General features: G+C 53.8%; 18 protein-coding genes and 1 pseudogene. 12 read left to right on the forward strand and 7 right to left on the reverse strand.

Annotated features, from left to right (window positions below; genetic code table 11):
- Nucleotides 1–23 precede the first annotated feature (23 nt).
- The 4 genes from AAZT04_RS12120 (at nucleotide 24) to AAZT04_RS12135 (ending at nucleotide 5,666) form a co-directional block, all read left to right on the forward strand.
- Nucleotides 24–1,670 (forward strand): GMC family oxidoreductase, encoded by a 1,647-nt coding sequence (locus AAZT04_RS12120; RefSeq protein ID WP_115058827.1) that lies wholly within the window; start codon nucleotides 24–26, stop codon nucleotides 1,668–1,670.
- 2 nt (nucleotides 1,671–1,672) lie between these two features.
- Entirely contained in the window at nucleotides 1,673–2,386 is a 714-nt protein-coding gene (locus tag AAZT04_RS12125; protein WP_046373559.1) for an SDR family NAD(P)-dependent oxidoreductase, read from the forward strand.
- A gap of 410 nt (nucleotides 2,387–2,796) precedes the next feature.
- On the forward strand, nucleotides 2,797–4,188 hold the full coding sequence (locus tag AAZT04_RS12130; protein ID WP_020826882.1) for a diaminobutyrate--2-oxoglutarate transaminase: 1,392 nt from the start codon (nucleotides 2,797–2,799) through the stop codon (nucleotides 4,186–4,188).
- 5 nt (nucleotides 4,189–4,193) lie between these two features.
- The gene (locus AAZT04_RS12135) at nucleotides 4,194–5,666 is read left to right on the forward strand and encodes a pyridoxal phosphate-dependent decarboxylase family protein (protein WP_020826881.1); all 1,473 of its coding nucleotides are present in this window, start codon (nucleotides 4,194–4,196) and stop codon (nucleotides 5,664–5,666) included.
- 157 nt (nucleotides 5,667–5,823) lie between these two features.
- Here AAZT04_RS12135 and AAZT04_RS12140 read toward each other — a convergent pair whose 3' ends face one another.
- Nucleotides 5,824–6,711 (reverse strand): LysR family transcriptional regulator, encoded by an 888-nt coding sequence (locus AAZT04_RS12140; protein WP_201896395.1) that lies wholly within the window; start codon nucleotides 6,709–6,711, stop codon nucleotides 5,824–5,826.
- A 325-nt stretch (nucleotides 6,712–7,036) separates the two neighbouring features.
- Here AAZT04_RS12140 and AAZT04_RS12145 point away from each other — a divergent pair, with 325 nt between their 5' ends.
- Complete coding sequence (locus tag AAZT04_RS12145; protein WP_401526362.1) at nucleotides 7,037–7,957, forward strand: LysR family transcriptional regulator; 921 nt, start codon at nucleotides 7,037–7,039, stop codon at nucleotides 7,955–7,957.
- A gap of 132 nt (nucleotides 7,958–8,089) precedes the next feature.
- Complete coding sequence (locus AAZT04_RS12150) at nucleotides 8,090–8,992, forward strand: endonuclease/exonuclease/phosphatase family protein (protein ID WP_115058831.1); 903 nt, start codon at nucleotides 8,090–8,092, stop codon at nucleotides 8,990–8,992.
- 65 nt (nucleotides 8,993–9,057) lie between these two features.
- On the opposite strand, the gene AAZT04_RS12155 is transcribed toward AAZT04_RS12150, so the two are convergent.
- Nucleotides 9,058–10,044 (reverse strand): zinc-binding dehydrogenase, encoded by a 987-nt coding sequence (locus AAZT04_RS12155; RefSeq protein WP_129982860.1) that lies wholly within the window; start codon nucleotides 10,042–10,044, stop codon nucleotides 9,058–9,060.
- A 131-nt stretch (nucleotides 10,045–10,175) separates the two neighbouring features.
- Between AAZT04_RS12155 and AAZT04_RS12160 the strand changes: the two genes are divergently transcribed.
- On the forward strand, nucleotides 10,176–11,063 hold the full coding sequence (locus AAZT04_RS12160; protein ID WP_048758952.1) for a LysR family transcriptional regulator: 888 nt from the start codon (nucleotides 10,176–10,178) through the stop codon (nucleotides 11,061–11,063).
- A 353-nt stretch (nucleotides 11,064–11,416) separates the two neighbouring features.
- Here AAZT04_RS12160 and AAZT04_RS12165 read toward each other — a convergent pair.
- A pseudogene (locus AAZT04_RS12165) lies at nucleotides 11,417–11,521 on the reverse strand (hypothetical protein); the annotation flags it as partial.
- Nucleotides 11,522–11,917: 396 nt separating this feature from the next.
- Here AAZT04_RS12165 and AAZT04_RS12170 point away from each other — a divergent pair.
- The 4 genes from AAZT04_RS12170 to AAZT04_RS12185 all read left to right on the forward strand — a co-directional run bounded on the left by AAZT04_RS12170 (nucleotide 11,918) and on the right by AAZT04_RS12185 (nucleotide 18,284).
- Nucleotides 11,918–14,353 carry a glucose/quinate/shikimate family membrane-bound PQQ-dependent dehydrogenase gene (locus AAZT04_RS12170; RefSeq protein WP_129982861.1) on the forward strand — a complete coding sequence of 812 codons (2,436 nt, stop codon included), beginning with the start codon at nucleotides 11,918–11,920 and terminating at the stop codon, nucleotides 14,351–14,353.
- A gap of 264 nt (nucleotides 14,354–14,617) precedes the next feature.
- Nucleotides 14,618–16,705, forward strand: coding sequence for a bifunctional diguanylate cyclase/phosphodiesterase (locus AAZT04_RS12175; RefSeq protein ID WP_434680215.1), 2,088 nt, complete (start codon nucleotides 14,618–14,620; stop codon nucleotides 16,703–16,705).
- Nucleotides 16,706–16,743: 38 nt separating this feature from the next.
- The gene (locus tag AAZT04_RS12180) at nucleotides 16,744–17,211 is read left to right on the forward strand and encodes a GNAT family N-acetyltransferase (RefSeq protein ID WP_258089692.1); all 468 of its coding nucleotides are present in this window, start codon (nucleotides 16,744–16,746) and stop codon (nucleotides 17,209–17,211) included.
- Between the two features lie 146 nt (nucleotides 17,212–17,357).
- Nucleotides 17,358–18,284: an ABC transporter substrate-binding protein gene (locus AAZT04_RS12185; RefSeq protein ID WP_172958946.1), complete on the forward strand. Its 927-nt coding sequence runs from the start codon at nucleotides 17,358–17,360 to the stop codon at nucleotides 18,282–18,284.
- 35 nt (nucleotides 18,285–18,319) lie between these two features.
- Here AAZT04_RS12185 and AAZT04_RS12190 read toward each other — a convergent pair whose 3' ends face one another.
- Nucleotides 18,320–20,110: a sigma-54-dependent Fis family transcriptional regulator gene (locus AAZT04_RS12190; RefSeq protein WP_129982863.1), complete on the reverse strand. Its 1,791-nt coding sequence runs from the start codon at nucleotides 20,108–20,110 to the stop codon at nucleotides 18,320–18,322.
- Between the two features lie 277 nt (nucleotides 20,111–20,387).
- Between AAZT04_RS12190 and exaC the strand changes: the two genes are divergently transcribed.
- Entirely contained in the window at nucleotides 20,388–21,908 is a 1,521-nt protein-coding gene (gene exaC / locus AAZT04_RS12195; RefSeq protein ID WP_020826870.1) for an acetaldehyde dehydrogenase ExaC, read from the forward strand.
- Between the two features lie 57 nt (nucleotides 21,909–21,965).
- On the opposite strand, the gene adhP is transcribed toward exaC, so the two are convergent.
- The 3 genes from adhP to AAZT04_RS12210 form a co-directional block, all read right to left on the reverse strand.
- Nucleotides 21,966–22,979 (reverse strand): alcohol dehydrogenase AdhP, encoded by a 1,014-nt coding sequence (gene adhP, locus AAZT04_RS12200; RefSeq protein ID WP_434680220.1) that lies wholly within the window; start codon nucleotides 22,977–22,979, stop codon nucleotides 21,966–21,968.
- Nucleotides 22,980–23,122: 143 nt separating this feature from the next.
- Nucleotides 23,123–23,323 carry a hypothetical protein gene (locus AAZT04_RS12205; RefSeq protein WP_020826868.1) on the reverse strand — a complete coding sequence of 67 codons (201 nt, stop codon included), beginning with the start codon at nucleotides 23,321–23,323 and terminating at the stop codon, nucleotides 23,123–23,125.
- Between the two features lie 260 nt (nucleotides 23,324–23,583).
- Entirely contained in the window at nucleotides 23,584–24,762 is a 1,179-nt protein-coding gene (locus AAZT04_RS12210; RefSeq protein ID WP_434680222.1) for an ATP-binding cassette domain-containing protein, read from the reverse strand.
- Between the last annotated feature and the right edge of the window lie 99 nt (nucleotides 24,763–24,861).

Here is a 24,861-nt window from a genome sequence, read left to right on the forward strand (position 1 = left end):
CAAACCAATAAAAAGGGATCGTCATGAAACAAGATAAACTACAGACCGACGCCGGCCGCCGTCGGTTCATTGCCGCCAGTCTGGCAATGAGCGCTGCAGCCGCACTGCCTTTCTCCGGCTATGCCCGCCAGCCGGCCCCTCGCAGCACCGGGACCGGAAGCGACGACAAAAAATACGACTACATTATTATCGGCGCCGGTTCGGCCGGCTCGGTGGTGACCCGCCGGCTGGTTGATGCCGGATTAAAGGTCCTGCTGCTGGAAGCCGGGCCACGCGACGATATGCCGGCCATTCATAACCCGCCGGAAGCCATGGCGCTGTGGCATTCCGCCGTTGACTGGGGTTTTTCGACTCAACCGCAGATTTACGCCGGCAAACAGGATATTTACTGGCCGCGCGGCAAGACCCTGGGCGGTTCCAGCGCTATTAACGGCATGATGTACGTTCGTGGCCTGCCCTCCGATTACGACAACTGGGCGGCGATGGGGGCCACCGGCTGGAGCTGGAAGGACGTGCTGCCTTATTTCCGCAAAGCGGAAAACTGCAATATCGATGGCTTGTCTAACCTGCATGCTACCGGAGGGCTGCTGCAGGTATCTCGTCCCGCCATGACGCCATTGGCCCACGCCTTTGTCGAAGCCGGACAACAGGCCGGATTGCGGCTGGTACAGGATTACAACAACGGCCAGGATTCCACCGGCGTCAGTTTCCCGCAGTACACCATGACGCCAGACGGCAAACGGGCCAGCGCCTGGGTCTGTTACGGCGATGCCATCCGCGGAGCGGATAACCTGTCGGTGATCACCGAAGCTCGGGTATTGAAGCTGCTTAACCAGGGCGATCACATTACCGGCGTGCACTTTGTGCATCGTGGCACCGATTATCGCATCGAGGCCCGTCATGAGGTGCTGCTGTGCGCCGGTTCACTGATGAGCCCTTCCATTCTGCTGCACTCCGGTATCGGCCCGGCCGAGCAGCTGGAGAAAATGGGCATTAAGACCCTGGTCAACCTGCCAGGCGTGGGTGAAAACCTGCACGATCATCTGGTGTGTCCTATGGTTTGGTCTTCGCCGCAGCCGGTGGCTGTCGGTCTGGCCTCCGGCATCGAAGCGCAGATTTTCCATAAGTCAGCCCCGGAGCTTTCCGCGCCGGACACCCAGTCCCTGCTGTTCACCATGCCGTTCATGCCGGGCGTCACCCAGGGTTACACTGTCACTCCCGGTCTGGTCGCACCGAAAAGTCGTGGCCGTCTCTGGCTCAACTCACGTGACCCGCTGCAAGCCCCACTGATGGATCCGCGAGTCTATTCTGAAAACGAAGATCTTGAGGTCATGACCGACAAGGCCCTGCTGTTGCGCGAAGTGATGAAGCAAACCGCATTGGCACCGTGGCGCGGCAAAGAGATGGGCATGGAGGGTGTGAATAACCGCGATAAAATGCGCGATTACATTCGCCGAATGACGGCTTCCTACCACCATCAGGTCGGTACGGCACGCATGGGGACCGACAACATGGCAGTGGTTGATCCGCAACTGCGCGTGCACGGTCTGTCTGGTCTGCGCGTGATCGACGCCTCGGTGATGCCGGTCATTCCTACCGGCAACACCAATGCTCCCAGCATTATGATCGGTGAAAAAGCCGCAGACATGATTTTGTCGAGCAAGGCATAACCATGACAACCACCGTATTGATTACGGGTGCCAACAGGGGCCTGGGTCATGAAACCGCCCGGCGTCTTGCCGGGTGCGGGTGGCACGTAGTCCTCGGCGCGCGGGATCCCCTGCGCGGCGAACAGGCCATTCAAGAGCTAGCGCAGCAGGGCCTGCATGCAGAATTGCTGATCATCGATGTGATTTCCGAGGAGTCAGTGCGTCAGGCGGCGGCGGATTTCAGCAAGGTGCACGATCGCCTTGATGTTCTGATCAATAACGCCGGCGTTTCTGGCCCCTGGGGACACCCAAGGGAAACCTGCGCCGTAGCCCTGACGGAAATCTACCAAACCCAGGTTTTTGGCGTAGTTCGCATGATGCAGGCCTTTCTCCCCCTGCTGCAAGCCGCCGCCAACCCCAGAGTGGTGATGGTGTCCAGCTCGCTGGGCTCGTTTCATACCATGACCGGCAAAAGCGGCACCTTCGAGTCCAGAATATTGCAACTGGCCTATCCCTCTTCAAAAGCGGCGCTCAACATGCTGGTAACGCAATACGCCAAGGCGTTACCGAGAATCAAGATTAACGCCGTTAACCCGGGCTTTACCCAAACCGATCTCAACCCTCTGGGTTGCCAGACGATAACCGAGGGTACTGATGCGATCGTGGCCCTGGCCTCCATCGCAAACGATGGCCCAACGGGAGGATTTTTTGATCGTTATGGCGAAATTCCCTGGTAATGCGCCAATATGCGCCAATGGCACCCTTTTCCGCTAAAGTCCGTTAATGTCTAAGCAATGCCTTATTTATATTAAGACATTGTTTCAAAATTCCTTCCGCATGTTCCTGGCCTTTGTTTGAAAATTACCTTCAAAATAAACGTATTGGGCCGGTACCCTTACTTTTCTTGAGGAGGTTTTTTGTGCCGTGTCAAGCCCGCAATCGCCCTTAAATCGTGCCATTATTGGCCACAAAACAAGCAATTTATTGATTTTTATTAAAAAAACCATAAATCTCCCCCGGCCAAATAACTATTGAGCCGGGGGGTAAAAAGCCATATATTGGGCCCGTTTTTCTCACGGTAGTTAATTGTTCAATTCAATAATTCAACTAGGGCGTCATTGTTACCCCCAGTTGTAGGAGAGATATGATGACGGATAAAGTCCGTATTGATAATTTCGGTGTGAATTTAGAAAATGTAAATAACGAAACATATTTGGCGCGACAAGCTGAATTTGAATCGAATGTCAGGAGTTACCCCCGTAAATTGCCGTTGGCAATTGCGAAAGCCCAAGGCGTTTGGATCACTGATGTTGAGAATAATCAATATCTTGATTGCCTGGCTGGTGCGGGTACGCTGGCTCTGGGTCATAACCATCCTGACGTCCTCCAAAGCATCCAAAATGTCATTACCAGCGGCTTGCCGTTACATACCCTCGATCTTACAACACCGTTGAAAGATGAGTTTTCTGCCTATTTACTCTCTTTATTACCAGGTCAAGGCCAGGAATACTGCCTGCAGTTCTGTGGCCCTTCGGGCGCAGATGCGGTAGAAGCCGCACTGAAACTGGCGAAAAAGCACACCGGTCGCACCGGCGTGATTAGCTTCTCCGGCGGTTACCACGGCATGACCCATGGCGCACTGGCGGTCACGGGCAACCTGTCGCCAAAAGAAGCCATTAACGGCATGATGCCGGAAGTCCAGTTTATGCCTTACCCGCACGAATACCGCTGCCCGCTCGGCATCGGTGGCGAAGCCGGGGTCAAGGCGCTGACTTACTATTTCGAAAACCTGATCAATGACGTCGAAAGCGGCGTGCGCAAACCTGCGGCGGTCATTCTGGAAGCCGTTCAGGGCGAAGGCGGCGTTAACCCGGCCCCGGTCGAGTGGTTGCAGCGTATTCGCAAAGTCACGCAGGAACACGGCATTTTGCTGATCATCGACGAAGTTCAGGCTGGTTTTGCCCGTACCGGCAAACTGTTCGCCTTTGAACACGCCGGTATTGAGCCGGATATCATCGTGATGTCCAAAGCGGTTGGCGGCGGTTTGCCTCTGGCAGTATTGGGTATCAAGAAACAGTTCGACGCCTGGGAACCTGGCCACCATACCGGTACTTTCCGCGGCAACCAACTGGCGATGGCTACCGGCCTGACCACCCTGCAACACCTCAAAGATAACCAGGTGGCCGAAAAGGTTGCCGCGCAAGGCGAATGGCTGAAAGCCAAGCTGGCCGAGCTGCAAAAACGTTATCCGGTGATTGGTCACGTGCGTGGTCTGGGTCTGATGATCGGTTTGGAAATTGTGAAACCGAACGAAGCGCAGGATCACATGGGCTGCTACCCGGCTGACGGCCAGCTCTCTGCCCTGCTGCAGAAGAAATGCTTCGAAGCCGGTCTGATCCTGGAGCGCGGCGGCCGTAACGGCTGCGTGCTGCGTCTGCTGCCTTCCCTGCTGATCACTAACGACGAACTGGCTATCTTCCTGGATAAATTTGAACAGGCCCTGTTAGCTGCCGGCATCAAGCCGGTGGATGTGGAGTGAAGTCGATGTCCCGGTTAAACCCGATTCTGGCCGCTTCTGCGCAAAGCACAGAGGCGTACCAGCAAGCGATCGAACAGAGCAGTCAGGCCGTGGTGCAGTGGCTGCAACAACCCGAGATGTATCAGGGGAAAACCGTTGCCGAGCTGCGTGAACGCATCAAGCTTGATTTTACCCCTCAGGGCCTGGGCAACCAGGTCGCTATCGAACGCGCCATTGAGTATTTTTTAAAAGACAGCCTGTCGGTGCATCATCCGCAGTGCGTCGCGCATTTGCATTGCCCTAGCCTGGTGATCAGCCAGGCTGCCGAAGTGTTGATCAACGCCACTAACCAGAGCATGGACTCTTGGGATCAAAGCCCGTCAGCGACCCTCATCGAGATGAAGCTGATTGAATGGTTGCGTACCCAGGTTGGTTACCAGCCTGGCGACGCCGGGGTGTTCACCAGTGGCGGTACCCAGAGCAACCTGATGGGGCTGATGTTGGCGCGCGACGCCTTCTTCGCCAAACAGGGCCACTCTGTGCAGCAGGATGGCCTGGTTGGTAATCTGAGAAAGATTAAAGTGTTATGTTCTGAAAATGCCCACTTCTCGGTGCAAAAGAACATGGCTTTACTCGGCCTGGGTTACCAATCCGTGACGCTGGTGAAAACCGATCAATTCGCACGTATGGATCTGAACGATTTGGCCGAAAAACTGGCGCAGGCCAAGGCCAATGGCGAGCAGATCCTGGCGATCGTCGCCACCGCAGGTACCACGGATGCCGGGGCTATCGACCCGCTGCGCGGCATTGCGCAATTGGCGGCGGAACATCAGATCTGGGTGCATGTCGATGCGGCCTGGGGCGGCGCTTTGCTGCTTTCCGAGAAGTACCGCGACTATCTGGATGGCATTGAATTGGTGGACTCCGTCACCCTGGACTTCCACAAACAATTCTTCCAGACCATCAGCTGCGGTGCTTTCTTGCTGAAAGAAGCCCGTCACTATGAACTGATGCGTTATCAGGCGGCCTACCTGAACTCCGAGTTCGACGAAGCTCAGGGCGTGCCTAACCTGGTGTCCAAATCCTTGCAGACCACCCGCCGTTTTGATGCGTTGAAACTGTGGATGGGCCTGGAAGCTTTGGGGCAGGAGCAATATGCGGCGATCATCGATCATGGCGTAACGCTGGCGCAACAGGTGGCTCACTACATCGGCGATCGGCCGGCGCTGGAACTGGTCATGCAGCCGCAGCTGGCCAGCGTGCTGTTCCGCTACCGTCCGCAGCAGTTAGCCGCCGCCGGCGATGCCGCCGTGGCACTGCTGAACCAACGGATCGGCGATGCGTTGCTGGAATCTGGCCGCGCCAACGTCGGGGTCACCGAGTTTAACGGCGTGACCTGCCTGAAAATGACGTTGTTGAACCCGACGGTCAGCCTGGACGATATCAAAGTGCTGCTGGCGCTGGTGGAAGAAACCGCGCAGCAGTTGCCTGCCGCCTAATCCGCCCGCTCTGCCCTAACCGGCAGCCAAAAGCCGATAACATTAGCTTGTTATCGGCTTTTTTGTTGGGCAGAAGTAGCATTACCATCGTCCGCAGGAAAAGCACCTTCAGCAATCTGTCACCGGCGCAACACGAGCAGTGTCCGGCCAAACCCCATTAATGGCGCAGCGCATCAATCAACAAGGCAAACGCCGGGGGATGTTGCCTCCGGCTGGGATAATAGAGGTAGTAACCGGGAAATGTCGGACACCATTCATCCAGGATCTGGATAAGCTCCCCTGATTTGACTTCGTTTTGGATCATATCTTCGGGTACGCAGGCGATACCAAACCCTGACGACGCCGCGTCGATCCTCTCTGCCAACAGATTAAATGTCAGTTGCCCTTCCACTTTCACACGCAGCGGCTTACCGTCTTTCTCAAACTCCCAGTGGTATAAACCGCCGGCGGTAGGAAGCCGCATGTTGATGCAACGATGCTGCTGCAACTCGTGGGGCGTCTGCGGGATCCCGTGCTCGGCAAAGTAACTCGGCGCCCCCACAACCACCATTCGCATGTCCGGTCCGATTTTTACGGCAATCATGTCCTTATCTACGCTTTCCCCAAGGCGAATACCTGCATCGAAACGCCCTTCCACGATGTCAACGAAGCCATTATCCACCACCAGTTCGATATTGATTTCAGGGTATTCCCGGAGAAAAGGTTTTAGCTTCGGCCACAGCAGGCACCGCGCGGCATGCTCCCCGGCGGAAAGTCTGATATTGCCAGAAGCTGTGCCATTTGGTTGGAGCAGGATTCCAAGTTCATGCTCAAGCTCGGCAAGCCGTGGCTCGAGACAGGCGATTAACTTCTCCCCAACCTCCGTTGGGGCGACGCTGCGGGTGGTTCGGGTCAGAAGACGCGTATTTAAACGTTGTTCTAATGCCTTCACCGCGTGGCTCAATGCAGATTGAGAAACCCCCAGCTTAGCCGCCGCTTTGGTAAAGCTTTTCTCTCTGGCAACCACCAGGAAAATTTGCAGCTCATTGAAATTTTCTTTCAGCATGAGGTATTTCCTTAACGCATTGAATAATGGCAGATAAAACTAATGACAACGCGCGATCTACGCAATCACTTTAGCGCGAAATATCCAGCCAATTACCGGCAAGATGCGTGAGTCATCGCAACACCCAATCCCTGGTATGCGCCAATGAGCAGGATTGTCTTTTGCTGTTTTGGCGGTGTTTGCATGCATGAAAGTATTCCACTGTGTTTCCGTTGTCATGTGCGGTAAAAAATATAACTATGCTGAATAGATTGCGGAAGACGCAGCATTTGTACTAATCACCTGCATCGGACGCCGCTCCTATCAATAAACCAGGATCCCCGACATGTCAGAACCCGATCTCAATTTACTGATTGCGCTCGATGCTTTGCTTACGCTCGGCAGCGTAGCCGAAGCTGCACGCCGCCTAAACCTCAGCGCTTCGGCTATGAGCCGCACGCTTGGCCGCCTGCGGGCAGTCACCGGAGATCCTTTACTGGTAAGGGCCGGCCGCAATATGGTGCTCACTCCCTTTGCCGAAGAGATTCGTGAACGTACGCAAAACACCGTATTTGAGGCGCGTTCGATACTGCGCCCTTCGGTATCAGAATTGAGTTTATCAACGTTGGAACGAACATTTACCCTGCGTGCCAACGAGGGATTTGTCGAAGCGTTCGGCGCCGCACTGATCTCCGCCGTGGCAACGGCAGCACCGTTGGTGAGACTCTGTTTTGCGCCCAAACCGGAAAAAAGCTCCCGCCATTTGCGTGAGGGGCGGGTTGATTTGGAAATCGGCGTTTTGGGGGATATGGGGCCGGAGATTCGCTTGCAGGCGCTGTTCCGTGACCGATTTGTCGCGGTGGTCAGAAAGGGCCATCCGTTGGAGCAGAAAGCCGACATTACCGCGCGAGCCTACGCTGACTGTGGCCATGTGGTCGCATCACGCCGTGGGCTGGTCAGCGGCCCGGTAGATCAGGGATTGGCTGAATTGGGGTTGGAGCGAAAAATAGCCGCCGTAGTGCCGAGTTTTCCCGCCGCGCTGGCGGTGGCTCAGGCGTCCGATCTGGTGGCATTGGTCCCTGCTTCTTTCCTGATCAATCAACCGCTGGGCACTGCGCTTTATATGTTTGAACTGCCGGTAAAAACCCAAAGCATCACCGTTTCGCAGATGTGGCACCCGCGTTTGGAGGCCGATGCTGCCCACCGTTGGCTGCGGCAATGGGTGTTGAAGGTGGTTCAACAACGCTTTGCCACGCTAAATACCTGAAAGCACTGTGCCGGCAGATATTCGAGCCTTAATTTTCATCGCGTCGGAAGTTTGAGTCAGGTATCACGATAACCACCCCTTTTCTTCTGTATTCTTTGATAAGGAATCTATTTTATCGGGAGATTAGGTGACATGAAAAAAACAGTTATATTCACCATGATGGCGCTGGGCAGCCTTATCGCCAACGCGCAGGCGAGCGACAAACTTGCTGGCAATGAAATACTTGCCGTTCAAAAAGGCGGCGTACCAGACAAGGTTTTCACGCAGGATAAACCGCATTTGAAGATAGCCACCTATAACATCGGTAAAAATGAAGCCTCCTCTGCCGTCTCCGATTTCACCGCACTTAATTCGGCCATTAAAAGAATAGATGCGGATATCATCGCCATTCAGGAAGTGGACAATAAGACCCAGCGCAGTCAAAAACTCGATCAGCTTAAAAAAATCGCTGATGCCAATAAAATGCATTATGCCTTTGGCAAAGCGCTTGATTTCGATGGCGGCGAGTATGGGGTAGGACTGCTTTCCAAATATAAAATTCTACATTCGCAGGTGGTGAAATTACCCTCGGGTGATGCCGAACAGCGCGTCACATTACTGGCGCAGGTTGAGGTTCCCGGATTTGATTCAGCGCCAATCATCATGGTCACCCATCTCGACTGGCAAAAAGATCCGGCAATACGCACTGAACAAGCACGCTACCTGTTGGATGTGAGTATTGGCGATGCCGCATCTGATTTCAAAGATATGGCTTCCTCGATCAAGATCCTCGCCGGCGATTTCAACTCGACTCAAGATGAACAGCCATTGAAAGAAATACGCTATTTTTTCAATGAAGTTGCGAAAGATGGAGCCGATACTCGCAGTTGGCCAGCAGTTAATCCCGCTATTGATATAGACCATATCTTCACATTTAAGGGGCAAAAGTGGAACGTGAAGAATCTGGATATCCCACATAATTCGCCTGAATTTACCTGGTCAACGGCAAGCGATCACCTGCCGGTTATTGCCGAGCTTGAGCTTTCAGAACAGTAAGGCCAATGAGGAAGCCAGTCACAGGCTTCCTCACTGTTTTTTACCCATCATGGTCCTTGCTGGCCTCAGACGCGAACCACCAGTTTGCCCTGAGCACGGTCATTCTCGATCATGCGGTGAGCGTTGGCGACATCGTCAAAGTCGAAGGTTTTCACCCGCAGCGACGGCATGGTCTGGTCCGCTACCTGTTGAGCAATCCACTTCAGCGGCGAGTCGGCCAAAGGCAGCGCTGGGGTGCCAAGCAACCCGCTGCCAAAGAAGGCCAAGCGTGTTGCATTGGGAAGATCGTTCATCAGATGCAGATTATCCAACACCGGTGCCCCGCCCAGCAAGCCTATTACCACTGCGGTACCAAAAGGTTTGAGCGCATTGAGGCTATCGCGCACCGTGGCGGCGCCAACCACCTCAAGGGCCACATCTACGCCTTCCGGCGCTACACCCCGTATTTGTTCTGCAATTTCACCGGTATCAATCACCACCGCATCTGCGCCAATGGCGGTCAGCCGGGCTGCGTTACTGGCCGATCGGGTGGTGGCGATAACCCGCTGTCCACGCGCCTTGGCATAGGCCACGGCAGCCTGACCCACCGAAGAGGTCGCGCCGCGCACCAGCACCGTCTGCCCCGGTACGTTGTCAATTAAGCGGCCCAGAGCCCCCCATACGGTAAGATAGCTCTCCGGCAATGCGGCAAGTTCTTCCCATGAAAGGCTGATGCCGTCCAAATCAATGACGTTGCTGCGTAACACCGTGACCTCCTCGGCGTAGCTGCCGTTGCGGGTGAACTGCAATCCCCCCATGGCAGTGGCCACATGCTGCCCGGTGCGAAACAGGCCTGAAGCATCCTCAATCACTTCGCCTACTGCTTCAATCCCAGGCACAACCTGTCCGGCGATCGGGCCCATTTTACCGGCACGGCGGTAAATTTCGGCGCGGTTAAGACCAAACGCCCGTACCCGAATACGAACTTCATCCGCCTTTGGCGCGACAGAAGGAATATCGCGCAGTTGCAAAACGTCCGGGCCGCCAACTTGTTCAATCACATAAGCTTTCATAACCGTTCTCCAGTTCAACAGTGAGTTAATCAACGAGCTATCTCGCCGATAGGTTGAACTGTATAGATTCCAATATTGATGGGGAATACACGAAAATGGTAACATAAGTCTCATAAATGAGAGGGTGTCGTATGGACTTTAACGCAACCAAAATGTTTGTCTCAGTAGTACAAGCAGGCAGTCTTTCGGCCGCCGCCGACAAGACCCATGTGCCGCTCCCTACCCTGAGCCGGCGCATACGTGAGCTGGAGCGCGAACTTGACGTGCAGTTGCTGGAGCGTTCGCCGCGCGGTATCAAGCTGACTGAAGCCGGCAGCCGTTTATATGAACATGCCAGCCGCGGGGTGGAAGCCCTGAATGAAGCTCAGCAGGCCGTGATGAACGATGAAACCCGGCTTAAAGGCCGCCTGCGTCTGTCGATGCCCCCCAACTTTGATCCCTGGTGGGACTTGCTGGGGGCTTTCCAGCAACGGTTTCCCGAAATCAGCGTTAGCGTATTTTCAACGGAACGGCGGATCGATCTGGTACAGGATGGCATTGACGTTTCGCTCCGCGTCGGCACCATCGTGCATGAGTCTATGGTGGCACGGCAAATGCTGAAGTATCGGCATCTGCTGGTCGCTGCGCCGTCATTACTGGCGCAGTTTGGCCAACCTGCCAGCGTGGAGGATTTGCATCACTACCCTTGTGCGAGCTGGGCGGCGGACTCCAGCGCCCGTGGCCTCTGGCGGCTGGGCCATCAGGTGTTTGAGCCGAAGGCGGTACTGGTGGCGAACGATTACGCACTTTTACGCAGCAGAGCCGTCGCGGGTCAGGCGGTCACTGAGTTACCGCCCTTTATGGCGAACAAGGAGATCGCCGCCGGCCGTTTGTGCGCAGTCTTACCTTCTCACCCGTTGCCAGAACAAACGCTTAGCTTGCTCTATCCATCACAACGACATCCCTCGCGACTGGTGCGGGCGTATCTCGATTTCTGTCAGGAACAGCTGACAACCTACCTGAATGCGAATGTTGAATAAGCCAGATAACGACGAGGTGGGACGATAAAATTCACAGGTGATTGATAGCGGGAAATTTAGCAGAGGACGGCGTTTTTTGGGATTTTCCGCTTTAAGATTAATAATGCTTTAATAGTGCCCACTATGCAGTACAGTAAAACGATGACGCCCAATCAATCGAAGCACTGCATAGTGGAATACTAATGTTAACGTAATGAATTAATTTCTATAACCTTATGTAACTAAAGAAACTGAAAAGTAACCTGATAATCCTTCACCGTAGGCTGGGCAAAAAATATAAAAGCGACTGGGTATATTCTCTCTGTATAACACTCGTCCTTTTTACTTCCAGCAAACGCCTCAGGGTTTATAAATTAGTCAATAACCGCATCATTAACGCACAGCTTTAATCCAGAAAGCGCGAGCGTATGTCCGTCCCCTTCAACAGTGATGAGGGGGCTATTAAAGGCTTTCGCCATTACTTCTGTGTAAGGCGGTGCCTCATCCTATCTTCACGCAATAAATAATAACTGCGGCAGTTCAGCAGATACGGCTGGCGTATGTGGCTGCTACCTTCCTTTAAATAACCAGGCATCACAAATTTTGCGCGGGGGTACCTTGCGGGCTTGGGGAGTTGCTGGACGCCTAAGCCGCGTTCTCTCCAGGATGGAGCACGCTGCCCTACAGTTGTTGCAATTCGGGCTAAGAATTTAGTTAGCAGGCAACATATCCTTAACTTTATAATGAATCAAATGGTACAATATCGACATTCCATCGTTTGATTTACGCTCTGCTTTCACTCCACCAGGGAACGGCATGGACGCGATCATTCGAGGTAAACATGAAGAAAAACATTATCTTGGAGTCTTTCAGACATGCCTGAATCAAATGCCCGTCCGGGTATAAAACTTAAACTATGGTGTTGTTTATTAGGGATAATCCTTACCGTTGTCGGCCTATTCTTCGCCATTGCCGGCGGTAAGCTGGTTTCGCTGGGGGGCAGCAGCTACTTTCTGATTGCCGGTATCGTTACCCTGCTTTCCGCCGTGCAATTCTTCCGTCGCAAATCTTCGGCCGTGCCGCTGTTCCTGCTGGTGTTTGTCGGCACGCTGGTTTGGTCGGTGGTTGATGCCGGTTTCGATTTCTGGCCATTGGTTTCGCGGCTGATGGTCCCTGCCGGTTTGATGCTGTTGGCCTTGCTGAGCTGGCCGGCACTGCGTAAGCCAGAAGGCAAAAAGCCGTTGGCAAAATTGTCTTACCTGCTAAGTGCGGTATTGGCCGTTGGCATGGTCGGCACCTTTGTGCAGATGTTCCAGCCACACCCTACCGTGGCTTTCAGCGGTGAGCCGTTGCCGCTGATCCCGGTGGACAAAAGCAAACAACAAAAAGATTGGGATAACTACGGCAATACCCCGGGTGGCAGCCGCTTCGTGGCGCTGGACCAAATCACCCGCGACAACGTGAAAGACCTGAAGGTCGCCTGGACCTTCCACACCGGCGATACTCCGTTGAGTCCGGATGGCAACGGCGCTGAAGATCAGCAAACGCCGTTGCAAATCGGCAACCGTATCTTCCTGTGTACGCCGCATAACAACGTGATTGCCGTCGATGCCGACAGCGGTAAAGAGATCTGGAAACGTGAAATCAACGCGAAATCCCAGGTCTGGAACCGTTGCCGCGGCCTGGCCTACTTTGATGTTGCCAAGCCCCTGCAACAACCGACCGTACCCGGCTCTACACCTGCTACACCGGTCACCCTGGCTGCGGGCGACAGTTGCCAGCGCCGTATTCTGATGAATACCATCGATGCGCGCCTGGTGGCAATCAACGCCGATAACGGTGAATTCTGTCAGAACTTTGGCAACCAGGGCGTGGTTGATCTGAAAGTCGGTCTGGGCGATGCGGCCGATCCGAAATATCAGCTGACTTCCGCACCCACGCTGGCGGGCACCACCGTTGTCGTCGGCGGCCGCGTAGCCGATAACGTACAAACTGATATGCCTGGCGGCGTGCTGCGCGGTTTCGACGTGATCACCGGCGCGATGCGCTGGGCGTTCGACCCGGGTAATCAGGATCCAAACTCGGCCTTAAAACCCGGCCAGACCTTTGTACGCAGCACCCCAAATTCCTGGGCACCGATGTCCTATGACCCGGCGATGAACACCGTGTTCCTGCCAATGGGCAGCTCCTCGGTAGATCTGTGGGGCGCTAACCGTAACGCGTTGGATCACAAATACGGCGCTTCCATCCTGGCGTTGGACGCCACCACCGGTAAAGAGAAATGGGTTTATCAGACCGTTCATAACGACCTGTGGGATTTCGATCTGCCGATGCAGCCTAGCCTGATCGACTTCCCAATGAAGGACGGTACCACCAAACCGGCCCTGGTCATTGGTGCCAAAACCGGTCAGATCTTCGTGTTGGATCGCCATACCGGGAAGCCTTTGACCGAAGTGAAAGAGCTTCCGGTGAAAACCCGCACCATCCCCGGTGAGCAATACTCCGCCACTCAACCTTTCTCTGTCGGCATGCCACAAATTGGCGCTGAAAAACTGACTGAGTCCGACATGTGGGGCGCCACGCCGTTTGATCAGTTGATGTGTCGCATCAGCTTTAAATCCATGCGCTATGACGGCCTGTTTACCGCACCGGACACCGATATTTCACTCAGCTTCCCAGGCTCTCTGGGCGGCATGAACTGGGGTGGCCTGTCGACCGATCCGAATAATCATTACATCTTCGCCAACGACATGCGTTTGGGCCTGTGGGTACAGATGATCCCGCAAAAAACCGATGCCAATACCCCGGCCAGCAATGGCGGTGAATCGGTCAATGCCGGTATGGGCGCGGTGCCGTTAAAAGGCACCCCTTACGGCGTTAACAAAAATCGCTTCATGTCACCTCTGGGCATTCCTTGCCAGAAACCACCGTTTGGTACCCTGTCGGCGATCGATCTGAAAACGCAGAAAGTGGTGTGGCAAGTGCCGGCCGGTACGGTTCAGGATACCGGGCCTTTCGGTATCAAAATGCGTGCACCAATGCCGGTGGGCATGCCGACGCTCGGCGGCACGCTGGCGACTCAGGGCGGCCTGGTATTCATTGCCGGCACTCAGGATTACTACCTGCGGGCCTTTGACTCCTCCACCGGTAAAGAAGTGTGGAAAGCGCGCTTGCCTGTCGGCAGCGGCGGCACGCCAATGAGTTATGTTTCACCGACAACCGGCAAGCAGTACATCGTGATTTCCGCCGGTGGCGCTCGTCAGTCGCCGGACCGTGGCGATTACGTCATTGCCTATGCACTTGATAAATAAATCTAACCACAGGTTATGATCGCAGCCCCCGCCTCACCGCGGGGGCTTTTTTATATTCCCGGGCAACGGTTTAATAGCCGAGACCTCATTAAACTGGCCCATTAAAAGGCGGAAATACGAGAGTATTCCTAATGTGTTAACCGACTTTATATCTCATTCTCTCTGGCGGCTTTTTATTGCGCAGAAACGGCTATTGAATATTTCCACCCGCAGGCTTTTTATTGGCTAGCATAAAAGACAGGTGGTTTTCAGAGGAAATGACGAATGAGTGTTCTACCCGAGCGCAGTGATGAAAAACCGCCTGTGGATATGGCTAATGAAATTTTTAATGGTTTACCTAATCTCATTGGCATGGGTAATAGCCTCGGGGGACATTTCAATAAGCTTTGGTGTGAATATACCGGCATCTCCTCATTTGATAACCCAGGCGCTTGCTGGTTGAAAGCCCTGCACCCTGCCGAATATCCTCTTATCGAACCGCTATGGCAGCAGGCGATTGCCACGGCGACCTCTTTCGTTAATGAAGTTCGCCTGCGACAGTACAACGGCGAGTACCGCTGGTTTTTACTGTCTTTCGGCGCGAAGAAAAAGCCTGATAGCGAGGAAACAGATTGGTTTCTGAGCGGCACCGATATCCATGATTCCGTATTGGAAAAACAGCGAATTACCACCACGCTGGCCGCGCAGAAAAACATGCTTGATGCCAGCGTCGACTGCATCAAGGTCATCAATAATGACGGGACGCTGCTGCACATCAACAGAGCCGGCAGCGTCGCGCTGGGCATCGATGAGCACCAACCGCAATTTGGCATGCCCTGGCTGAATCTGCTGCAACCCGAAGTGCGCTCGCGCGGCAAAAAAGCGCTGCGTAAAGTGCTAACCGGTAAAAACGCCCGCTTCGCCGGCCTTAGCGCCACGCCTGACGGCAAGCTGCAGCACTGGGACAATATTCTCAGTCCGGTCTTCGATAACGAGGATCGAATAGAAAATATATTGTGCGTCTCGCGCGACGTTAGCTCTCAGCGGATAGCCGAAAAACGTTTGCTGATCGCCAGTCAGTATGACGAACTGACCGGTTTGCCCAACAGACGCTTATTCAAGAAAAGATTAAAGCAGGAAATGAAGCGAGCCCTGAGCAGCAATAAATCGCTCGGGTTGATTTTGCTGGACCTGGACCATTTTAAGCTGGTTAACGACACCCTAGGGCACGCCGCCGGCGATCATCTGCTGCGCGTGTTGTCCCGCCGGCTGACGGCTTATTTAAATCCGAACTCGTTCGTTTCCCGCCTGGGCGGCGATGAGTTTGCGATTGTGATCGGCGACGTTGAAAACGAGCAGGATATTTACAAAATCGCCAATACCTTTCTGTTGCAGCTTGAGTCACCCATTACCCATGGCGGCAAGGCGTTGCATTGCGGCATGAGTATCGGCTGCGCCCTCTATCCTCAGGATGCCCGCGACGCCTCGGAATTGATGAAATGCGCCGATACCGCGTTGTACGAACTCAAGGACGGCGGCCGGGGCGGCGTGTACATGTTTAATCCACAGATGATGGATAAGGCCAAAGAGCGTGCGGCGCAGCTTAATCACGCACGGCAGATAGTTCGCGATAATCAAATCCGCCCCAGCTACCAACCCAAGGTCAGCCTGGCAACCGGTGCCATTGTGGGCTTTGAGGCGCTGCTGCGCTGGTATTGTCCGCATCATGGTATGAAGATGCCAGATACCGTCGTCGAAGCATTCAACGATTACGAATTGGCAACTAAGATCAGCGAAACCATGCAGATGAAGGTTTTTGCCGATATCGCCACTTGGATCGCGTCTGGCGTGGAGGTGTTGCCGGTGTCTTTGAACGCCGCACCTATCGAATTTTTACGTGATAACTACGCCGAAACTTTCCTGCGGCGTCTGCAAATGTTTCGCATCCCCCACCATCTTATCGAGCTGGAGGTCACTGAACATGCCTTCAACAAACACGGGTCGAAGTATGTGCTGCGAGCCTTGCAAATGCTTAAGGAAATGGGGATCAGGATCGCGCTTGATGACTTTGGCACCGGCCACTCCTCCTTTACGCACCTGATGGACTACCCTTTGGACTGCATCAAGTTGGATCGGGATTTCATCCGCCGCATGAATAACGAACCGGCGATTTTGGGCATCGTGGAAAGCATGGGGATTTTGGGGCAGAAATTATCCATTGATATTATTGCGGAAGGCATTGAAACCGAGCAGCAGCGGCAAACGCTGCGTGATTCCGGCTATCACCTGGGGCAAGGGTTTCTGTTCAGCCAGGCCGTTGAAGCGCCCCAAGTCATCAATATGCTACGAGAAAACGTCCCTTCAAACACCTGAACCGGTACAATACTTTCCGGGACTTCTTAAGGAAAGGCATGATGATTCGACAGTTCATCAAAGGCGATGAAATTGCGCTGTTTCGCGTTTTTTTCTCTGCGGTGCATGAGGTCGCATCACGCGACTACACCACTGAGCAGGTCAATGCCTGGGCTCCCGCCGATACTGATCCCCAGCTTTGGGCGGCTCGCATGAGAGATATGCATCCCTTTGTCGTTGAGATTGATAAACAGATTATCGGCTATGCCGATCTCCAGCCTGACGGCTATATCGACCATTTCTATGTATCCGGCGCCTGTCCCCGACAAGGCATTGGGACCTTATTGATGAATCGAATCCATGAAGAGGCCAGACTGTTAGGGCTTAAAGAGCTGACCTCAGACGTCAGTAAAACCGCAGAACCCTTCTTTATGCGCCAGGGATTTCAGGTCGTTGAGCGGAAAAGTCCGGTCCTGCACGGCATCGTGCTGCAAAATGCTTTCATGCGTAAAAATCTCGACGTTTAAGCCCCTCACGCTCACCGAGCGCTCCCCCTTCTTTGCAACCTGACCGTTTGTAAAATTAGTTAGCCAATTTTGTTCGTTCACAGATTTAGCGGCTTGAAGGATAGTGAGTTGACCGCCTCAACAACATAATAATGCAGGTAATAATAATGATATATAGCGCAAAACTCACCGCAGCGGCGGCTCTCCTGAGCCTTTCCGCCCTGGCCCATGCCGCACCGGGGCTGGACCTGATCGCCAACGAAACCCCTATTCATACCCAGAAGGATCCCGAGGCTGCGGCCAAAATCCCCGCCGGGTTCAAATTTGTTGAACCGGGGACGCTGACCGTAGCCGTCGCGATCTTGGGCAGCGGCCCACCGTTCGGTCTGTACGCGCGCGACAATAAAACGGTGATTGGCAGCGAGTCGGATATTGCCAGGCTGGTTGCCGACGGCCTGGGGTTGAAACTGAAACTGGTTCCGACCTCATGGGAAGACTGGCCGTTAGGCGTCACCTCGGGTAAATACGACGCCGCGGTTTACAACATTACCGTTACTCAGGAACGTAAAACCAAATTCGACTTCGCCACCTATCGCCAGGATACGTTGGGCTTCTACGTGAAATCCGACAGTAAGATCACCTCGATCAAATCGGCGCCGGACATTGCCGGCAAAAAGATCATCGTAGACTCCGGCACCAATCAGGAAGCTGTGCTGCTGGCCTGGGATAAAGAGAACCAGGCCAAAGGGTTACCGGCCCTTCAGCCGATTTATGTCACTGACAAGGCGGCGTCGACGCTGGCCATCCAGTCCGGCCGTGCGGATGCGACCTTCGGGCCGAACGTGTCCGGCGCTTATCAGGCAAAATTGACCGGTAAAACCCGGTTGGTCGGCATCGTGCCGGGCGGCTGGCCGCGCAGCGCCAACATCGCCGTTACGCTGAAGAAAGGCAATGGTTTGGTGGAAGCGGTGCAGGCGTCGCTCAATAGCGCTATTGCCAACGGCAGTTATCTGAAAGTGTTGGATCGCTGGGCGGAAAGCGACGAGAAAATCGAACGATCCGACATCAACCCACAGGGATTGGGCGATAAATAATAACCCCGCGGGGCCCTGAATGGGCCCCCGCTTTGTCAGCTCTCGGCGCGATGTTTCTCCATCTTGCGGTAAAGCGTACTGCGCGAGATCCCTAATCGTTTTGCCGCCAGGCTGATATTGCCCTTGGCGTTTCGAATAGCCGTCAACATGTCTACCGATAAGCTCTGCGGCGCTACGGGGCGAGCAAGCAGATGAAACTGCTCCGGCAGATCCTCAAGCCTGATCAGGTTACCGTCATCGGCCAAAGCCAGCAGCACTTTCAAGGTGCTCAACAACTGCCGCACATTACCGGGCCAGGAATAACCGGCCAAGGCGGTGATAGCGTCCGGTGCCAGTCTGATGCCCCGCGCATCCCCCCCCAATTCGCTCCAGAGATTGAGGATAAAACGATCAACGTGTGCGCGCTGCCGCAGCGGCAAGATGCGCAGGCTGAATTCCTGAATGCGATACAGCAAATCTTCGCGGAATGCCCCTGCCGCGACCCGCTGTTCCAGATCCTGATGGGTGGCACAGATAAGCGAGAAATCGACCGCATAGCTGACGCGGCTGCCGAGCGGCGTGACCGTCTTTTCCTGCAGCACCCGCAATAAACGGGTCTGCAAACTCAATGGCATATCGCCAATCTCATCAAGGAACAGCACCCCGCCGTCGGCCTCTCTGATCTTGCCGACGTACCCTTTGGTGCTGGCGCCGGTAAACGCCCCTGGCGCATAGCCAAAAAGTTCGGACTCGATCAGACTTTCCGGCAGGGCTGCACAGTTGATAGCCACAAAATTGCCCTGTCGCCGGTGGCTTTCCTCGAACAAACGCTGGCTGAAATACTCTTTCCCGCAGCCGGTTTCCCCGCTAATGCATAGCGCCAGCCCGGCATTAAGAATGCGCAGGGCCTTCTGTCGGTCGGCTCCGTCACGATCATAAGGCTGCAGTTGCTGCCTGACGCACTGCGATGGGCGTTCCGGCATCTGCAACAGTGAATAATAGTGACGATTATTCACCGCCAGAGTCTGTCGCGGCGCATTCAGTGTCTGAAGGGACATTTCCGGAAACAGCGTGGCAAAGTCCATCGACCCAAAGGCCGCCACGCTGAGATTGAATTCTTGCATCGCTAATCGGTTGGCCGCGGTGAGGATCTCATCGCGAAACACCAATATCATCTCATGGGCGCTGCCGAGAACCCGCGCATCGCTGTGCAGGCGCAGTGTCCAATGTCGGTCGGTGACACAGCTTTTCACCCATTGATGTTCAATGTGCCGGACAGCCTGCAGAATCAACGAACCTGCTTCGCTGTAAGGATGTTGGGCTGGCGTCGAGATATCCAATACGCCAGCGATCAGGCCGTCGGGGCGATAAATCGGCGCTGCGGAGCAGTAAAGCCCGGCATTCTGATTGAGAAAGTGCTCGTCGCCATTGACTTCGCACAGCGCCCCCATTGCCAAAGCGGTACCGATGGCATTGGTGCCACGCTCCTGCTCGCCCCACAGATTGCCCGGAGCCAGAGAAACCCGCGATGCCTTACGCAAAAAGTGCGTGTTGCCACAGGTTTCCAGCACCAGTCCACCGGCGTCGGACACCACCACAATGGAGGGTTGGCGGTTGATCTCACCACCCAAGCGCTCGATCAGCGGCCGCGCGAGCTGCGCAACCCAACCGTTTTGCCCCCGCACTTCTTTCAACAGGGTCGGCCGGATAAAAGGAACATGGTCGTCGCTTCGATTGAGGCCATAGTGCCGGCTGCGTAACCAGGATTCGGAAAGTGGGCCGGAGAGTGACAGGCGATCGTCGTCAGAGATACACCCGGTCTGGGTGGTCTGGTCTTTATGCAGCATACCCAACTCCCGCCAATTAAAGTGTTGCATTTTTGTATCATGAATGTGTCTCATGCGTTGCGACATGGAACACAAAAAACAATAGAAATGAATAGTAAGCCAGGGGCTTTATTGGCATTGGTAGCTATTATTCTGTTTTAATTAGTTGATATTTTTATATTATTTATTTATGCGGCACAGCTTTCCATCAATGTGGCATGGGCAATGCTTAAGTGTCTGTAGAGTGCCGGCAATCAGGCACCACCCTTACAGTCTCCGTTCCCATGAGAGGTGTTACATGAAATACGTTCATCCCGGTTTGCCTGGTTCGTTGGTCTCTTTCAAACAGCGCTACGGCAACTACATTGGCGGCAAATTTGTCGAACCCGTTTCAGGCAACTACTTCACCGACACCTCCCCGATGACAGGTCAGACTGTCGCCGAATTCCCGCGCTCCGACGCGAAAGATATCGAACAAGCGCTGGATGCGGCGCATGCGGCAGCCGAAACCTGGGGGAAAGCCAGCGTTCAGGAAAGGTCTAATGTGCTGCTGGCGATCGCCGATCGTATGGAGTCAAAGCTCGAATTGCTGGCACTGACCGAAAGCTGGGACAACGGCAAACCGATCCGCGAAACGCTGAACGCGGACATTCCGCTGGCGATCGACCACTTCCGCTATTTCGCCGGCTGTTTGCGTGCGCAGGAAGGCACCGCCGCTGAGATCGATCAAAACACCGTGGCCTACCATATCTATGAGCCACTGGGCGTGGTTGGGCAGATTATTCCCTGGAACTTCCCGCTGTTGATGGCCGCATGGAAACTAGCCCCGGCGCTGGCCGCCGGCAACTGCGTGGTGCTTAAACCGGCCGAGCAAACCCCGCTCAGCATCTGCGTGCTGCTGGAAATGATTGGTGACTTGCTGCCGCCGGGCGTTCTCAATGTGGTTCACGGTTTCGGTAAAGAAGCCGGTGAGGCATTGGCAACCAGCAAGCGTATCGACAAAATCGCCTTTACCGGTTCAACCCCGGTAGGCCGCCATATTCTGGCCTGCGCGGCGGAAAATATCATTCCCAGCACCGTGGAGCTGGGCGGTAAATCGCCTAACATCTTCTTTGAAGACATCATGCAGGCGGAACCCGAATTCATCGACAAGGCAGTTGAGGGGCTGATTCTTGGCTTCTTCAACCAGGGTGAAGTCTGTACCTGCCCTTCGCGCGCCCTGATTCAGGAATCGATTTACCCGCAATTTATGGAAAAAGTGCTGGCGCGCATCACCACCATTCGCCAGGGTGACCCCTTTGACACCGACACCATGATCGGTGCTCAGGCGTCTCAGCAGCAGTTCGACAAGATCCTGTCTTACATCGAGATCGCTAAAAACGAAGGCGGAAAAATCATTGCCGGCGGCGAGCGCGCCAGCCATGAGCAAACTTTGCAAAGCGGTTTTTATCTGCAGCCCACCTTAATCACCGGCAATAACAGCATGCGTTTCTTCCGTGAAGAGATCTTCGGACCGGTGATCGGCGTTACCACCTTCAAAGATGAAGCCGAAGCACTGGCATTGGCCAACGACAGTGAGTTCGGGCTGGGTGCCGGTTTGTGGACTCGCGACGTAAATCGCGCCTATCGCATGGGGCGCGCCATCAAGGCCGGACGCGTGTGGACCAACTGTTATCACCTGTATCCGGCGCATGCTGCCTTTGGCGGCTACAAAAACTCCGGCGTCGGCCGCGAGACCCACAAGGTAGCGCTGTCGCATTACCAGCAGGTCAAAAACCTGTTGGTCAGTTACGACAGTAAACCACTCGGGCTGTTTTGATTTTTAGCGTTACTGCAAACTAAGGCCACCTCGGTGGCCTTAGTTATTTGCGCGGGATTATGATGCGGAGAGATCGATAACCATGCGGCCACGGATAGTGCCCGACTTCATCTCTTCGAAGATCGCGTTGATGTCGCCCAACGGACGCTTGGTCACTTTCGGCGTCACTTTGCCCTCGGCGGCAAACTGGAAAGCTTCTTTAAGATCTTCACGGGTTCCCACCAACGAGCCCACAACCTGAATACCGTCCAATACCAAGCGTGGAATGCTCAGATCCATACTCTCTGGCGGTAGCCCCACGGCGACCACTTTGCCCCCTGCGCGAACCGCATTGACCGCAGAATTAAAGGCTGAACGCGCCACCGCGGTGACTACGGCAGCATGCGCGCCACCAACTTTTTGCTGAATGATTTCTTCGGCGTTTTCAGTTTTGGAGTTGATGACCAGATCGGCGCCGATTTCTTTGGCGAAATCCAACTGCCCCTGATTGACGTCAATGGCGATCACTTTGGCGTTGAACACGTTCTTGGCATACTGCAATGCCAGATTGCCCAAGCCGCCCAGGCCGTAAATCGCGATCCACTGCCCCGGTTTGATGTCGGAAATTTTCACCGCCTTATAGGTGGTGACGCCGGCACAGGTAATGCTGCTGGCTGCAAAGGAGTCCAGGCCATCCGGCACCTTGACCGCATAGTCCGCCACTACGATGCACTCTTCCGCCATACCGCCGTCGACGCTGTAACCGGCATTTTTCACCGAGCGGCACAGCGTTTCGTTACCATTAACGCAATATTCGCAATGACCACATCCCTGATAAAACCAGGCGACGCTGGTGCGATCTCCGACTTTCAACGAGGAGACACCTTCACCTACGGCGGTGACTACCCCAATCCCTTCGTGCCCCAGGGTGATGCCGGGCACTTCGCCAAAATCGCCATTTTTGACGTGAAGATCGGTATGGCAAACGCCGCAACACTCCATTTTCAGCGCGGCCTCACCGTGTTTCAGTGGACGAAGCTGTTTATCCTGAATATCGACACTGTGGTCTTTAGTCACTACGGCTGCTTTCATAGGATATCTCTCCTCAGGTGAGTTGAAGTACAGTTGTTAATGTAGTTACTCATAACCCTGAGGGCAAGAAATGTGGGGTTTTGTTTAAAAACAAATATTTAATATCAACCAGCACGATTGCGGTTGTGAAACGAAAATAATGATTAACGCTTGGTTTTAGTGATTTTTGTCGCTTTGGCAGGGTTACCGGCAACGAACTCCAGCGTTGGCGAATAGTAAAAAGGCAACCAGGCATGGTAACTGCTTTCCCACTCCCATTTTACCGGGCAGGGCCACAGAATATCTTCATGCAGAATGTAGTAGACCCATCGGCCATGCGGGCGGCGTGGTTTGGTGGTGCGCATAGCGTCTGACTTCTTCGGGGCGGATCGGTTATCGCTGATATTCAATGGCCCGCAGTCGCAGAGCCACGTTGCAGGCCTTGGGGGCAACATCCTTCGTGATGGGATAAAAATGGCCGATCTTCATGTTAAATTCTCTTTGTCATCAGGGATACAGAGTTACCTGGCACAAATTTAACATGGACCGCGGTCCGCAAGCCATCTTTCCCGCCAGCATGCTCACTGCCTGAGACCGGCGGCTACGGACTTGCTCGTGCTCTGCCTCAGCTGGCTTGCTTTAACGCCTCTTGCCGCAGAATCGATTGAATATAGGCATTATTATTTTTTAACGTCACAAAGTCGCCGCTGGCGACGATACGGCCGCTGTCCATAACCAGGATTTCATCCGAGAAATCGAAGGTGGAACTCCGATGGCTGATGTTCAATATCAAGGCATTGGGAAAGCAAATTTTAATATTGTGCATGATCCCTCTCTCATTGATCACATCCAATGCTGATGTCACCTCATCAAGAATGATGATACTGGGCGTCCGTAAAAAAAGCCGAGCCAGAGACAACCGCTGACGTTGGCCGCCAGAAAGCGTTACCCCATTGTCACCGATTCTCATATCCAGCAAATCAGCGTTCCCATCATTAACCAGATCATCGAGCCTGGATAACCTGAGTGCTACGGCTAATTGTTCATCCGTAGCTTCCGGACAGGCTATCTTTAGGTTGAATCTCAACGTATCCATAAAAATATAGTCATTTTGTGAAACATGGAAAACCAACTCAGCCCGCTGAACCGAAGATAATTCATTAATATTCATATTGTTAATAAGGATCTCACCCTGATCTGGCTTAAGCTCTCCCGCTAACAGTTTAGCCACCGTACTTTTTCCCGAACCGCTACGTCCGGTTAAGGTGATGAAATGTCCTTTATCGATCTCAAGATTAAGGCCTTTGATGATAGCTCCCCCCTCACCTTGATACGAGAAACTCAGGTCTCTCATTTTCATTGAATCGACAGGCTTGATCTGTTCTGAATCAACCTGTCTCGCCACAATCATTGGCATGGCACTAATAAAACCGTAAAGAGACACTGTGGATTTCTGCAGTGCAGTATACATGGACCCCATGCTTTCCAAAGGTGAAGACAGCAACAATATATAAGATGAAATCATCACGAAATGGCCGATACTGATATTTCCACTCATGACCTGATACAAAGAATAGAGGAAAGACAAACCAAAAAAAATGATGTTGCAGGCGGACTCGACCAGCAGAAAATGCATATCTGCCTTTAGCAATTTCTCATGTTTTGTTTCTATTTTATGAAGCAAAGCCTCATAGCGACCAAACAGATAGTCATAAGAGTTACAGACTTTAGCGGCCCCCATATTCTTGACACTGTCAGTGATTAGGCTGTATTTTTTTTGACCCGCTCCCCGTATGTGATCCATTCATAATCAGGAATAACCGGCCTCATTCTGGCTGCATATTCTGGCAACCGGCAGATTTCTCGGCAAATTCAGAAGGTGTCATCCAGCCCAGGGCAGAAT

The sequence above is a fragment of the Serratia sp. Je.1.23.a genome, assembly GCF_051129805.1.
GTDB classification, from domain to species: Bacteria; Pseudomonadota; Gammaproteobacteria; order Enterobacterales; family Enterobacteriaceae; genus Serratia; species Serratia liquefaciens.

Coding starts and splice junctions, on each gene's coding strand:
- adhP (WP_434680220.1), bottom strand. CDS start 22,979: ATGAAAGCAGCCGTAGTGACTAAAGACCACAGTGTCGATATTCAGGAT.
- AAZT04_RS12140 (WP_201896395.1), bottom strand. CDS start 6,711: ATGCTGAAAGAAAATTTCAATGAGCTGCAAATTTTCCTGGTGGTTGCC.
- AAZT04_RS12180 (WP_258089692.1), top strand. CDS start 16,744: ATGATGATTCGACAGTTCATCAAAGGCGATGAAATTGCGCTGTTTCGC.
- AAZT04_RS12185 (WP_172958946.1), top strand. CDS start 17,358: ATGATATATAGCGCAAAACTCACCGCAGCGGCGGCTCTCCTGAGCCTT.
- AAZT04_RS12155 (WP_129982860.1), bottom strand. CDS start 10,044: ATGAAAGCTTATGTGATTGAACAAGTTGGCGGCCCGGACGTTTTGCAA.
- AAZT04_RS12205 (WP_020826868.1), bottom strand. CDS start 23,323: ATGCGCACCACCAAACCACGCCGCCCGCATGGCCGATGGGTCTACTAC.
- AAZT04_RS12175 (WP_434680215.1), top strand. CDS start 14,618: ATGAGTGTTCTACCCGAGCGCAGTGATGAAAAACCGCCTGTGGATATG.
- exaC (WP_020826870.1), top strand. CDS start 20,388: ATGAAATACGTTCATCCCGGTTTGCCTGGTTCGTTGGTCTCTTTCAAA.
- AAZT04_RS12145 (WP_401526362.1), top strand. CDS start 7,037: ATGTCAGAACCCGATCTCAATTTACTGATTGCGCTCGATGCTTTGCTT.
- AAZT04_RS12130 (WP_020826882.1), top strand. CDS start 2,797: ATGACGGATAAAGTCCGTATTGATAATTTCGGTGTGAATTTAGAAAAT.
- AAZT04_RS12120 (WP_115058827.1), top strand. CDS start 24: ATGAAACAAGATAAACTACAGACCGACGCCGGCCGCCGTCGGTTCATT.
- AAZT04_RS12160 (WP_048758952.1), top strand. CDS start 10,176: ATGGACTTTAACGCAACCAAAATGTTTGTCTCAGTAGTACAAGCAGGC.
- AAZT04_RS12125 (WP_046373559.1), top strand. CDS start 1,673: ATGACAACCACCGTATTGATTACGGGTGCCAACAGGGGCCTGGGTCAT.
- AAZT04_RS12170 (WP_129982861.1), top strand. CDS start 11,918: ATGCCTGAATCAAATGCCCGTCCGGGTATAAAACTTAAACTATGGTGT.
- AAZT04_RS12150 (WP_115058831.1), top strand. CDS start 8,090: ATGAAAAAAACAGTTATATTCACCATGATGGCGCTGGGCAGCCTTATC.
- AAZT04_RS12135 (WP_020826881.1), top strand. CDS start 4,194: ATGTCCCGGTTAAACCCGATTCTGGCCGCTTCTGCGCAAAGCACAGAG.
- AAZT04_RS12190 (WP_129982863.1), bottom strand. CDS start 20,110: ATGCTGCATAAAGACCAGACCACCCAGACCGGGTGTATCTCTGACGAC.
- AAZT04_RS12210 (WP_434680222.1), bottom strand. CDS start 24,762: ATGGATCACATACGGGGAGCGGGTCAAAAAAAATACAGCCTAATCACT.